8 protein-coding genes are annotated in these 13,542 nt (G+C 38.6%); 4 read left to right on the plus strand and 4 right to left on the minus strand.

All coding sequences use genetic code 11. The features are described 5' to 3' along the window. Positions 1-104: 104 nt before the first annotated feature. Positions 105-4,430 carry a DNA-directed RNA polymerase subunit beta' gene (rpoC, locus tag NZ519_02430; protein MCS7027598.1) on the minus strand — a complete coding sequence of 1,442 codons (4,326 nt, stop codon included), beginning with the start codon at positions 4,428-4,430 and terminating at the stop codon, positions 105-107. A 130-nt stretch (positions 4,431-4,560) separates the two neighbouring features. Continuing rightward, positions 4,561-5,106 carry a hypothetical protein gene (locus NZ519_02435; GenBank protein MCS7027599.1) on the minus strand — a complete coding sequence of 182 codons (546 nt, stop codon included), beginning with the start codon at positions 5,104-5,106 and terminating at the stop codon, positions 4,561-4,563. A 289-nt stretch (positions 5,107-5,395) separates the two neighbouring features. Between NZ519_02435 and NZ519_02440 the strand changes: the two genes are divergently transcribed. Beyond that, complete coding sequence (locus NZ519_02440; GenBank protein ID MCS7027600.1) at positions 5,396-7,180, plus strand: OmpA family protein; 1,785 nt, start codon at positions 5,396-5,398, stop codon at positions 7,178-7,180. Positions 7,181-7,263: 83 nt separating this feature from the next. Here the strand turns inward: NZ519_02440 and NZ519_02445 are convergent, their stop codons facing one another. Beyond that, the gene (locus NZ519_02445) at positions 7,264-7,851 is read right to left on the minus strand and encodes a WbqC family protein (protein ID MCS7027601.1); all 588 of its coding nucleotides are present in this window, start codon (positions 7,849-7,851) and stop codon (positions 7,264-7,266) included. A gap of 54 nt (positions 7,852-7,905) precedes the next feature. Here NZ519_02445 and ahcY point away from each other — a divergent pair, with 54 nt between their 5' ends. From ahcY to NZ519_02460, 3 genes are all read left to right on the plus strand, one after another. Then, entirely contained in the window at positions 7,906-9,222 is a 1,317-nt protein-coding gene (gene ahcY, locus NZ519_02450; protein ID MCS7027602.1) for an adenosylhomocysteinase, read from the plus strand. 251 nt (positions 9,223-9,473) lie between these two features. Beyond that, complete coding sequence (locus tag NZ519_02455; protein MCS7027603.1) at positions 9,474-11,261, plus strand: hypothetical protein; 1,788 nt, start codon at positions 9,474-9,476, stop codon at positions 11,259-11,261. A 306-nt stretch (positions 11,262-11,567) separates the two neighbouring features. Further along, the gene (locus NZ519_02460) at positions 11,568-13,088 is read left to right on the plus strand and encodes a T9SS type A sorting domain-containing protein (protein MCS7027604.1); all 1,521 of its coding nucleotides are present in this window, start codon (positions 11,568-11,570) and stop codon (positions 13,086-13,088) included. 48 nt (positions 13,089-13,136) lie between these two features. On the opposite strand, the gene NZ519_02465 is transcribed toward NZ519_02460, so the two are convergent. Next, positions 13,137-13,286, minus strand: a complete 150-nt coding sequence (locus NZ519_02465) for a hypothetical protein (protein ID MCS7027605.1) — start codon at positions 13,284-13,286, stop codon at positions 13,137-13,139. Positions 13,287-13,542 lie beyond the last annotated feature (256 nt).

The raw sequence follows: 13,542 nt of genomic DNA on the forward strand, positions 1-13,542 counted from the left end.
CGTTAGCGAAGCACCGAAGCGAAGCGTAGTGCGGAATGCCCCGACCCTTGCGTCAGCAAGGGGCACGCCCAAAAAATCAAATTAACTTCCACAACTAATAAATCTTAGACCTTCTTCCTACTTGTTGTTTTACGAGTAGCAGAGGTTAAAGTAGTAACAGCAGGCGGAGGAGTAGTTTCTTGCTTTTCAGCTACATGCACTATCATATCTTGGAACTCACGCAAACCTGTACCTGCAGGAATAAGATGACCTACAATAACATTTTCCTTCAATCCTAATAGGTGATCTACACGCCCTTGAATAGCAGCTTCGTTAAGGACTTTGGTAGTTTCTTGGAATGAAGCCGCTGACATAAAGCTGCGAGTTCCTAATGATGCTGTCGTTATCCCTTGCAAAATAGGTTGGGCTGTAGCAGGAATGGTATCTCTATACTGCACTAATCGTAAATCTTTGCGTTTTAGAGTGGAGTTTTCATCGCGTATCTTGGCATAAGAAACAATCATACCTGGACGCAAATTCTTAGAGTCGCCTGCATCAATGACGTACTTTTTACCCCACAAGTTATCATTTGCTTCTTGAAATTCTTGCTTATCTACTACTTCTTTTTCTAAAAATTCTGTGTCGCCTGGGTCTACAATCTCTACTTTTTGCATCATCTGACGGACAATAATCTCAATGTGCTTGTTGTTGATTTTTACTCCTTGCAAACGATAAACTTCCTGAATTTCATTGACTAAGTATTCTTGTACGGCGTTAGGTCCTTTAATTCGTAAAATATCACTCGGACTGATGGCGCCATCAGTAAGTTCATCGCCTGCTCGTACGTAGTCCCCATCCTGTACTAAGATGTGCTTAGCCACAGGAATGAGATATTTTCTTTTTTCACCACTATCTGATTCTACCCAAACTTCGCGGTTACCACGCTTTATGTCAGGGCTGATAGAAACCACTCCATCAATATCACTAACTATGGCTGGATTAGAAGGTTGGCGTGCTTCAAAGAGTTCAGTAACACGAGGTAATCCCCCTGTGATATCTCTAGTTCGGGCAGTTTGGCGAGGAATTTTAACTAAAATATCGCCAGGTTCTACTTCATCGCCTTGTTCAGCAACTAAGTGAGCGTTAACAGGCAAGTTAATCGGCTTGCTTATCAGCTCCTCTTTGTTGCTTGGAATAATTCTCAATAATGGGTTTTTAGTCTTATCGCGAGTTTCAATAATGATAATTTCTTCTGTTCCTGTATTTTCATCTACTTCTCTACGGAAGTTTACGTTTTCTTCCAAGTTTTCATATTGTACTCTACCTTTGGCTTCTGCAAGAATAACAGAGTTGTAAGGATCCCATTGACAGATAATTGTGTTTTTATCTACTTTATCGCCGTCATTGATACGAAGTTCTGACCCATAGGGAATACGATGGCTAGTGAGCACTCTATTTTGATTATCAATAATTTGGACTTCACCTCTTCTAGAAAGTACAATCCGTTGCTTTTGACCTGTGGTTTTATCGGTACGTTCTACAAAGTTCAAGGACTCAAAACGAGCTGTACCCTCATATTTAGCTTTTATTTCATTTTCAGCAGAGATTCGTGAAGCCGCACCTCCTGTGTGGAATGTACGAAGCGTAAGCTGTGTTCCAGGTTCTCCAATAGACTGCGCTGCAATTACTCCTACCGCTTCTCCTTTTTGAACCAACCTACCCGTAGCAAGGTTTCTGCCATAGCATTTTGCACAAACTCCACGTTTAGCTTCGCAAGTTAACACTGAGCGTATGACTACTGATTCTATACCCAACTTTTCTATCATTTCAGCAATTTCTTCGGTAATTTCTACGCCTTCAGGAACTATTACTTCTCCTGTTTGAGGATGTAAAACTTCAGCTGCAGTTACTCTACCTAATATACGCTCGTAAAGTGTTTCTACAATATCGTCGTTCTTTTTGAGAGCAAAAGTTTCAACACCCCTTAATGTACCACAATCATTTTCAGTAACCACTACGTCATTAGCCACATCTACTAATCTACGTGTGAGGTAACCTGCATCGGCAGTTTTTAAGGCTGTATCGGCAAGTCCTTTTCTTGCTCCGTGAGTAGAGATAAAGTACTCCATTACGTTTAGCCCTTCACGGAAGTTAGACAAAATAGGGTTTTCAATAATTTCTCCACTTGAACCTGACAAGTTCTTTTGGGGCTTTGCCATTAAGCCGCGCATGCCACCTAGCTGCCGTATTTGCTCTCTTGAACCCCTTGCACCTGAATCTAACATCATGAAAACAGGATTAAATCCTTCGTCATCTTCAGAAATTTGTTTTAATAGGGCTTCGGTTACTTTTGAGTTTACTTTTGTCCATATATCTATAACTTGGTTGTAGCGTTCATTTTCAGTAATAAGCCCCATGTCATAGTTATTTCTGATGTTAGCTACTTCTTCTTCGGCTTCTTGAATATATTTTTGTTTTTCTTCGGGTACTTTGATATTGGCTAAGCTGAACGATAATCCCCCCTTGAAAGCAAAACGGAATCCTAAGTTTTTAAGGTCATCCAAAAAGTAAGCTGTACGCTGCATATTGGTTTTTTTGAACACTAGTCCGATGATCTCCCGGATAGCGTTCTTAGTAAGTAATCTATCTTGAAAGCCTATTTCTTTTGGTACAATTTCATTGAAAAGCACGCGACCTACAGAAGTGTGTATCATTTTTGTTACAAGCTTGTCATTTTCTAAAACGGGCACGCGTACGTATATTTTTGCGTTTAGGTGTACTTTGCCTTCATTGTAAGCAATAACAACCTCTTCGGGGCTATAAAATTTCATTCCTTCGCCTTTTACACCTTTGCGCTGCTTGGTCATGTAGTAAATTCCTAATACCATGTCTTGCGAGGGTACAGTAATCGGCTGACCATTAGCAGGGTTGAGAATGTTGTGCGAAGCTAACATTAAAATAGAAGCTTCCATTATTGCGTCTTGGCTAAGAGGAACGTGGACAGCCATTTGGTCCCCGTCGAAATCGGCGTTAAAAGCTGTACAAACAAGAGGATGTAAGCGTATAGCTTTATCTTCAATTAGTTTGGGTTGGAAAGCTTGAATCCCTAGCCGGTGTAAGGTCGGGGCGCGGTTGAGTAACACAGGATGTCCTTTGAGTACGTTTTCTAAAATATCCCAAATTACAGCATCTTTTCTATCTACAACTTTCTTAGCACTTTTAACTGTTTTTACAATACCTCTTTCTATCAGTTTGCGTATGATGAAAGGTTTGAATAGTTCAGCAGCCATAGCTTTGGGCAAGCCACATTCATTCAATTTAAGTTCAGGACCTACTACAATTACTGAACGACCTGAATAATCTACTCTTTTACCTAATAAATTTTGACGAAAACGCCCTTGCTTACCTTTGAGCATATCACTCAAAGATTTAAGCGCCCTGTTGCCCTCACTACGCACTGCGTTCACTTTACGAGAGTTGTCAAATAAAGAATCTACTGCTTCTTGCAACATCCGCTTTTCGTTGCGTAGAATAACTTCTGGGGCTTTAATCTCAATTAAACGTTTTAATCGGTTGTTGCGGATGATAACTCTACGATATAAGTCATTAAGGTCTGAGCTAGCAAACCTACCTCCATCTAAAGGGACTAAAGGTCTGAGCTCAGGCGGAATAACGGGTATAATTCGCATAATCATCCACTCGGGACGATTTTCTACATTCTTGTTAGCATTACGAAAAGCATTGACAATTTTTAACCTTTTTAGAGCTTCTATTTTTCTTTGTTGAGAAGTTTCATTGTTAGCTTGCTGTCTAAGCTCAGCTGCCAGTACCTCAAGATCTAAACGAGAGAGCGCTATTTCAAGGGCTTCAGCACCCATTTTAGCAATAAATTTGCGGGGATCGTCGTTGTCCAAGAGCTGCTCTTCTTTGGTCATGCTTTCCATTGCATCTAAATACTCTTCTTCGGTAATCAAGTCCATAGCTTGCCACCCACGCTCTTCACCTACTCTACCTGGCTGTATAACAAGATATCTTTCATAATAAATGACTTGGTCAAGCTTTTTAGTAGGCATACCAAGCAATGTACCTATTTTGTTAGGTAATGAACGAAAATACCAAATATGAGCTACAGGTACAGTAAGCTCAATATGCCCCATACGTTCCCTTCGTACTTTTTTTTCGGTTACTTCTACACCGCACCGGTCACACACAATACCTTTATAGCGAATTCTTTTATACTTTCCACAATGACATTCCCAATCTTTTACAGGACCAAAAATCTTTTCGCAAAATAAACCATCTCTTTCAGGTTTGTAAGTTCTGTAATTGATGGTTTCTGGCTTTAATACTTCCCCTCTGGAACGCTCTTGAATCATTTCGGGGGAAGCTAAGCTGATTGTAATTTTGGTAAAGTTTGGTTTGATTTTGAAGTCTTTCTTCTGTACAGACATACTCAATTGAGTGCTTCCTTAAATAAGCGGGCAAAGGTACTTATTTTTATCATAAGAACCAAGAGTAACTTTCAAGTTGAAGCCTAACTAGCTGACAATAAATAAGATAATGTAAGTTAATTTTTTGTTATTACTCCCAACCTTTTCGCCTATTTTCTGAAAGCTGCAAAGCCGTTTGTGTTTTTGAATATATCTTTACGTAAGACTTAGCCCTGCCATCTGCATTTTGTAAGTCCTCCATAGTAGGATTTTCTTTTACTTTATATTGATGAAACTCCACATAAGTATCTTCACGATACTTAAAATAATGTATCGTAGTATTGGCGTTCACGTTTTTAATTTCAGTTTGTTTTCCATAGTAATTGATTAAGTTTTGAAGCATTCTAGGACCGTCCGCATCATTTTCTAACAAAAGAATAACCTGTGATAATCCACCCCTATAATTGTATGAATACCATATTGCTTCTAATTTGACACCTTTTAGATCCAACTGCTCCATATCATCTTTGAAATAGTCAAAACCAGGTTCAGGGTCAAAGTTGGGCTTTTGCTCCGCAATGTCTTTCTTACGTACATAACGAATAATATTTAACTCGGTAGGTTTACTTCCCCAAGCATGGTTTCTGAAACCTTCAGGCTTAGTTTTTACACCCAGTGTATTGCCCGTTTGCGCCAATCCAAAACAATATCCTATAATTATGAATAGAAAAAAAACAAAACAGACTTTCATACTTTTTCCGAGTTAAATATATGCAAATATACTTAATTACTACTAAAATTGCAAACATTTTTTTACAAACTGCTATCTATCAAAGACTTGCGTTTTTGTACTTAAAAAAATACGTAACCCATAGTATATAGAGTGCAGAAAATTGACTAAATCAACGAACTTTTACGAAAAGCATACTCTTACAAACACAAGCCGTTTTCTAACATATCTCAAAATAGTAGTAATTTTGTAAAATATGGGTATTATTAAAAGTATTGGCGTTAGTATATTTTGGCTATGCAGTTACTATCTTTTTGGGCAAGGATACATTGTAACCACAGTAGCAGGCAATGGTACCCCAGGCTACAAAGATGACATAGGAACTAAAAGTATTCTAAACGGACCTAACGGAATATGTGCTGATCGATTAGGTAATGTATTTTTTGCTGACGAAAACAATCATGTTATCCGCAAAATTCATGCAGATGGTACAGTAAGCACTTACGCAGGTGTACCTAAACAATCAGGACTTTTAGATGGCAGAAAAACCACAGCTCTATTCAACGGACCTCACGGCTTGTGCTTTGATAAATTAGGTAATTTATATGTTGCAGACTACAACAATCACTGTATTCGTAAAATTACCTTACTCGGAACAGTAAGTACTATAGCAGGTTCCCCTGATGCAGGTTTTGAAGATGGCAAAGGTAAAGACGCTAAATTCAACTATCCTATTGGATTAGTAGCAGATAGTAAAAACAACATCTATATCTTAGACTCCCATAACAATGCTATTCGTAAGATGACTCCCGAAGGAATAGTAACCACCTTTGCTGGTAACGGTATGGCAGGTTTTACAAATGGAAAAGGCAAAGAAGCTACGTTTGATAGTCCGATTGGTATTTGTATTGATATGTATGATAATCTTTACGTAGTAGATGCAAATAACAAGGCTATCCGCAAAATTACTCCTGATGGTATAGTTTCCACTTACTTGCATACAGATTTTAGAGGCTTTGTAGACAGCACAGTATATTACAATCGCAAAAGATTAAATTTCGCCAGTACCTTAAATAACACAGGTGGGGGAGTAGCTATATCCCCTGATGCTAAAAAAATTTACATTGCAGATGGTGGCTCAAATGTTATATTCAAAGTAGATGTAGAAAAAAAATACGTTACTATACTAGCAGGTTCAGGAAAAATTGGATGGAAAGATGGCGAAGCTAAAACAGCCATGTTCAACTCACCCGTAGAGATAATTACAGATGCCCAAGAAAATATCTACGTTTGTGATTATAGAAATAACTGCATTCGCAAAATTAAACCTAAACCTATCCCTCAAAAAGAACAACAAAACAAAGAATTGCTTGTAGTCAAACCCAAATCAAACACACAGAAAAACCTAACTACTGAAAACAAATTTACTCCTACTAAAACCTATTTTTTACAAGGTATAGTAAAGGATAAGAACACAGGTAAGTTCATTTCAAACGTACCTATACAGATAGATGAAGAAATCGCTCCCTCACTTGTTTCAGATACAGAAGGTAAGTATAAACGCCAAATAACATCAGGTAAACATACATTAAAAATTCAAATACAAGACTATTTACCTTACCAAGCTGAAATTTTTATCCCTGAAAATCAATATGAAAACATGTTAGATATCTTTTTAGAAAGAATTGAGGTAGGTAAAAAAATGATACTCAAAAACATTTACTTTGAACCTAACAGCACTAAATTAGCCGATAGCTCATACAAGTATCTACAAGAATTTGCAGCATATCTTAAAAAAAATCCTACTGTAAAAGTGCGCATCAATGGGCATACAGATGTAGGCAGTAAAAATGAACAAGATAATCTCATTCTTTCTGAAAATAGGGCAAAAGTAGTTATGTTGTATTTAATTACGCAAGGAGTAGACAAAAAACAACTCTGTAGCAAAGGTTTTGGAAGTAGCCAACCTATTGCCGATAACCGTACATCCGAAGGGCGTGCTAAAAATAGGCGCACAGAATTTGAAATTATGGAAAAATAGACTAAAACTACCTCTCAAATAGTTTGCACACACTTTTTAAGGTGTATTTTAGAATTATCTTTTCAACAAAATTGCACATGCTCTTAAATTTGATGAAAATACTCTTTTCCCGCACAAAATAAAGCATCTAATCCACTCAAATTATGAATAAACTCACCAAAAAGCTGAAAGTAAGGTCTAACCATATAGTTATTTTGGCAAGAAGGCATACATTCTACAAAATCCACTGAAATACCTTCTAAGTCATTCAGCCAAACATGCTTAGCAGGAATTTTTATTTTCCATAATAACCACTCAATACTGTGCCATGCAATTTCCCAAATCCAATAAGTATCGAGAGAGTCAAAAAATTTTTTCAAGTCCTCTTGATAGTACTCAAAAAAAGCAGACTTACGGTAGTTGTGATAAATACTTTTGTAATGGTATTTTTTCCAACTTTGATTAGCTGCCTTGATAGCGGCATATTGCTCATTAACAGCATAGTGTGATACAGGAATACTCAAATTCAATCTACCTTGTGGATTTTTTATACAAGCACGGTTACGAAAAGACTGCTTACGATATCTCTCCATGTTCGTAAAATAAACCGTATCTGCTTGTATATATTCATTCCACCACCATATATTCGGAAAGTAGTACAAGGGCAAAATAATTTCTCTTTTTTCTTTCATAATTTTAACAAAATTGCGAACTTTGCTGCATAAATTATTGTATTATCAATACTTATGTCAGTAATAGAAAAAACAGCGGTCAAGTATAAAGTAAAAGACCTTAGCTTAGCAGAGTGGGGTAGAAAAGAAATTAAGCTAGCCGAAGCAGAGATGCCCGGACTAATGGCATTACGTGAAGAGTACAGAAACATAAAACCCCTCAAAGGGGCAAGAATCGCAGGATGTCTACACATGACGGTACAAACTGCCGTATTGATTGAAACTTTGGTGGAGTTAGGTGCAGAAGTAGCTTGGTCTTCCTGCAATATCTTTTCTACTCAAGATCATGCCGCAGCCGCTATAGCTGCTGCAGGTATTCCTGTCTATGCGTGGAAAGGACAAACCCTCGAAGAAGCAGACTGGTGCACAGAACAAACCTTGTTTGCTTTCAAGGATGGGCAACCCCTTAACATGATCCTAGATGATGGGGGCGACCTAACTAACATGGTTTTAGACAGATATCCTCATTTAGTCAAAGGTATAAGGGGAATTACCGAAGAAACCACCACAGGCGTACGCCGCTTATATGAACGCATGAAAAAAGGAACCTTGCCCATTCCAGCTATTAATGTCAATGATTCTGTAACCAAATCTAAATTTGATAACAAATATGGCTGCCGTGAATCTTGTGTAGATGCCATTCGCAGGGCAACAGACATTATGATTGCAGGAAAAGTAGCCGTAGTAGCAGGATACGGAGACGTAGGAAAAGGTTCTGCCCAATCACTTCGTGCCGCAGGAGCAAGAGTAATTGTAACTGAAATTGACCCTATTTGTGCTTTACAGGCAGCTATGGAAGGCTACGAAGTCAAAAAAATGATAGATGCAGTTAAAGAAGCTGACATCATCATAACAGCTACAGGTAATATCAACATTATCACAGAACAACACTTTCGCTTAATGAAAGACAAAGCTATCGTAGCTAACATCGGACATTTTGATACTGAAATTGATGTAGCTTGGCTAAACAAACACTACGGACACACTCGGGATACAATTAAGCCCCAAGTAGATAAATACACTATTGACGGCAAAGACATTATTTTGCTTGCACAAGGTAGGTTAATGAATTTAGGTTGTGCCACGGGGCATCCCTCTTTTGTAATGTCTACTTCATTTACTAACCAAGTTCTTGCACAAATAGAATTGTGGAACAACAGTGAAAAGTATGAAAATAAGGTCTATACGCTGCCCAAACATCTTGATGAAAAAGTAGCTCGTTTGCATCTCAAAAAACTAGGCGTAGAGTTAGACGAACTCACTCCTGAGCAAGCTGAATACATCGGTGTGCCTGTAGAAGGCCCCTACAAACCTGATTACTACCGTTACTAAAAGATAATTTGCTACTGTTAAACCTAAGCGGCCTACTAAAAAGGTCGCTTAATTTTTTTTAAGATTATTCTCTTTTTGGGCGTGCCCCTTGCTAACGCAAGGGTCGGGGCATTCCGCACCTAGCCCGCAGCACGCCGACCTTGCCCGCGTGAGCGCAGCGAAACGCGGGCAAGGGCACGCCCAAATTAAAAAATTTCATCTTTTAGCATCCATGCAGTAAAACATACTTTTTATGTACCTTTACAGCAAATATGCATAAGTACTTTTACTTTCGGCTATTGGTTATCTACTTTTGTGTAATTCAAATATCGTGGGCACAGCGTAAGATTACAATCGGCTTTGTACAAGCCATTGAAGATGCTACCTTAGATGAAGCTCGTAAAGGATATTTTGACGCCCTAGCCCAAGAAGGATACAGTGAAAAATTAGGAAATCTTGAAGTCATCTACCAAAACGCACAGGGAAGTATTGCTACATTAAATACTATTCAATCTTATTTAGTCAATAAACCTGTGGATATTTTGGCTACTAATACTACCTTAGCTACACTTTCAGCTATCAACGCCACTAAAAGCATCCCAATCTTTATGATGGTTGCCCCTGAGCCTTACCTGATGCAACTTAATACCGTTCCTAAAAATTTATCAGGTACATACGAAACTTTGGACTACATAGATACAGCCGTTACACTTATTACTCAATTGATGCCCCAAGCTAAACGTATAGGTACTATCTACAACGCATCTGAACCTAATGCCACTCAAGCTTTAGCGCGACTACAAAAACAATGTAAAATACTTAACCTGGAGGTACGTGTAAAACCAGTTACGCAAAGTTCGGAAACGCAAGTAGTAGTGGAGTCTCTGCTATCTGAAGGAATAGATGTGTTTTTTGCCCTGCCAGATAACATTATTTTTTCTTCTTTTGAAACAATATTTCAATCTTGTGAGCAAAGAAATGTCCCCATATTTACCTCTGAATCAGGTTTAGTTCGCAGAGGTGCAACAGCAGCTTTTGGCGCAGATATGTACGCATGGGGCTATCAATCGGGAAAAATGACAGCTTTTTATCTTAAAAATAAAATTCTACTCGCACCTACTATTGTACATACACGAAAGCAAGTACTACATCCCACTCTATCAGCTAAGTACAAGATACAGAAAGAAACTTCTGCTTCAAAACTACCACTTCGCAGCTCATACCATTTTGCACGAAGCACAATTGTAGCAGGAATGTTATTAGGTCTTTTAGGCTTAGGTGTGTTTATTTCTTTCAAAGTATTTCAAATTCCTGATATTACCGCAGATGGCAGCTATACTTTGGGGGCAAGCATCACAGCAATAGGCTTGACAAACCACTTTTCTGTCGGTTTAACTTTATTTTTGGCAATGGTAGCAGGAGGTATAGCAGGTTTTTGCAGCGGAGTAATTCATACAAAGGGAAAGGTAAATGCCCTACTAACAGGTATTTTAGTCATGACGGGGCTATACTCTATCAATCTTGGGATAATGGGGCGTTCTAATGTTCCTTTGCTAGAGTATTCTACTATTTTTAGTGCGGATTATTCAGAGGTAGGAGTGAGTTTTGTGCTTTTGGGTAGCTTTATTCTGTTGTGGATATACTTTTTTCAAACCGATTTAGGTTTAGCCATGCGTGCGGTAGGATATAATGAGAAAATGTTAGCCCAATTAGCCATTTCCGCAGATAAATTAAAGGTTATAGGTTTAGTCATTTCTAATGCAGTAATTGCTTTATCAGGCAGTTTGATGGCACAGTATCAAGGCTTTTCGGATATTAACATGGGCATAGGGGTTATGCTTTCTGGTTTAGCAGGCTTAATGCTGGGAGATGCTGTTCAACATTTATTGCGATTAAATAAAATAGTTCATAGTATTCTTTTTGCTGTAATAGGTTGTTTGATATTTCAAGGAATTATTAGTTTTTCGCTTACGTTAGGTATATCACCGCATTGGCTTAAATTAGTAAGTGCCGTTTTTGTGCTGATAGCGGTGATTTTACCAAATTTAAGAAAAGCATAAATAGACTTTTCAAAGGACTAAAATATGTTTTTATGAAAGGATAAATGTTTAATTTTTTGTTTCTGATTTTTTGGCATGCCCTTGCTCACACTTCACTGCGCTTATACTCTACAAGGGTCGGCGTGCTACGGGCTGTGTGCAGAATACCCCAACCTGAGCGCAGCAAGGGGTACACTCAAAAAATGAAACTGTATTTTATAGACTTAACATGCACCAAGTGTCTAAAAACTAACCATTATAGGTCTATACTTTTTTTTATAAAAAAACTGCGTAACTTTGTATAAGTTTTACTGATAAGGAGGTATTATGAAGAGGTTAATTTATCTGCTTGCTCTTGTATCTATAGTAGCAGTAACGTATGCACAGAACCTACAGGTGCCAATCTCAATCCCAAAATGGTCTATTCAGGCAGTAAAGGAGGTACCTTATCCAAGAAGTCCGCTACTTCAACAAAATGGGACAAACTATAAAACCACAACTCTTGGAGAGCGGTGGTACAACTATGTTGAAGCTTCACAAATTGTACATGGTAATAGCTCTTTACCTGAAATTTTTTACATGTTCCCCGATTCTAACATTCAAGCAAGATTCGGTCCTACCGTAGCATATCCCATGCTGCATGGATATGCACTAATGTTAGATCCTAGTGCAACAGTATTTGGAAATTCCTTGGTACCTGGTTCCTCTAATTTAACAATACTAAGAAGCGGTACTTCTACATCAGGCGTATATACTTACTACCTTGACTCATTAGTAATTCCTTATTTCTATCAACGCCCACCTTCTATGCCAACTAGTATAAAAGATACTGTTGTATTGCAAATTATACCTTGTTCTAGATATGTAGCGCCTGCTTCTACTGTCGGTATTCCTGCCCAAACCCCTATGATGACAGAAGGGGGGGGACTCGCTAACTCATGGGAAAATTATTTCTTTTCGCCTACAGGAGCGTTGTGGCTCCATAGATATGGCGAGGATACTGTTAATTTCACTGCACTGGGATTTAACCAAAACACTTGGCGCATTCCTGCTACGCCTACTCAGTATAGACTATACAAAATACCTCTCGGACAAAGTGATACCAGCTTCTTAACCAAATCGTTAAAAATATCTATGGCTAGCTATGGGTATACTACTCCATATAAAATTCCAGGCGCCAAAATAGGATCAGACAGTTCTAGTAAGAACATAGTAATTTTTATGTACTATAAACCTGGTCAAAGCTGGACACCTATGGACATGCTGGATGTAAACATCGCTAATGCTACTCGAAGTGTCTTTTCACCTATTTATTTGGAAGAAAGAGGAAATGATACTTACCCTATATATGATGGTAATACTCTTTTATCGGAAAGACCGCATGCAGGTTATGTGAAAGGATATAATATGAGCTATCCTTTGCTCACTCCTACTAGATACAAGTACCCCTCTCCAAGCTGGGGCAGTTTTGGCGTTATGCTACCTACTACAGCTTTTGACTCAACATTTTCTTTTGAATATCCTCTTTGGTATGCAAAACTAAGGCAAGCCGCTTCTACAGTGTCTATTAGTGAAAATAACCAAAATACTATAACTCTTGAACAGCCTTATCCTAACCCTGCATATACACAGATTAACATCCCTTATGCCATAAGCGAAGCAGGACAAGTAGAAATTATTATTACAAATGTAGTAGGACAAACTATGAAAAATGTTATCAATCAAGTTGTTAGTCCAGGTAAGTACAATGTTGCTATTGATATTACAGATTTATCCTCAGGGATGTACCTATGCATACTTAAAACAAGCAAGGGAATATTGACGAGTAAGTTTGTAGTAGGGGGTTAGAAAAGAGTTAGAAAGATTTTTAATATTGCTTCGGGCGTTCCTATTTTCTCATGGGACGCCCAAAGTTACATCAGGTCTGAAAAACAATTTATTTTTTGTTATTTTCTTGGGCGTGCCCCTTGCTGACGCAAGGGTCGGGGCATTCCGCACTGCGCTTCGCTTCGGTACTTCGCTACGCTTCGTACTGCCTAACGGCATGCTCCATGCCCCTCACGCAATTGACCTGTGCGGTTATGTCTTTACCTTATTTGAGCTTGAAGTACAACTACTTACAAGCTAAAACTTGGTATATGAAACAAAGAAACGATGGTTTCAGAGCCCTTGCGTGAGGCATGCGAAGGGCGTGCGTCAGCACGGTGCGTAGCGAAGCGCAGCACCGAAGCGATAGCGTAGCCCGTAGCACGCCGACCTTGTGGGCATGAGCGCAAGCGAAACGCCCACAAGGGCACGCCCC

The sequence above is a fragment of the Bacteroidia bacterium genome (assembly GCA_025056095.1).
In the GTDB taxonomy this organism is placed as follows: domain Bacteria; phylum Bacteroidota; class Bacteroidia; order JANWVE01; family JANWVE01; genus JANWVE01.

Coding starts and splice junctions, on each gene's coding strand:
- rpoC (MCS7027598.1), bottom strand. CDS start 4,430: ATGTCTGTACAGAAGAAAGACTTCAAAATCAAACCAAACTTTACCAAA.
- NZ519_02440 (MCS7027600.1), top strand. CDS start 5,396: ATGGGTATTATTAAAAGTATTGGCGTTAGTATATTTTGGCTATGCAGT.
- NZ519_02445 (MCS7027601.1), bottom strand. CDS start 7,851: ATGAAAGAAAAAAGAGAAATTATTTTGCCCTTGTACTACTTTCCGAAT.
- ahcY (MCS7027602.1), top strand. CDS start 7,906: ATGTCAGTAATAGAAAAAACAGCGGTCAAGTATAAAGTAAAAGACCTT.
- NZ519_02455 (MCS7027603.1), top strand. CDS start 9,474: ATGCATAAGTACTTTTACTTTCGGCTATTGGTTATCTACTTTTGTGTA.
- NZ519_02460 (MCS7027604.1), top strand. CDS start 11,568: ATGAAGAGGTTAATTTATCTGCTTGCTCTTGTATCTATAGTAGCAGTA.
- NZ519_02465 (MCS7027605.1), bottom strand. CDS start 13,286: ATGCCGTTAGGCAGTACGAAGCGTAGCGAAGTACCGAAGCGAAGCGCA.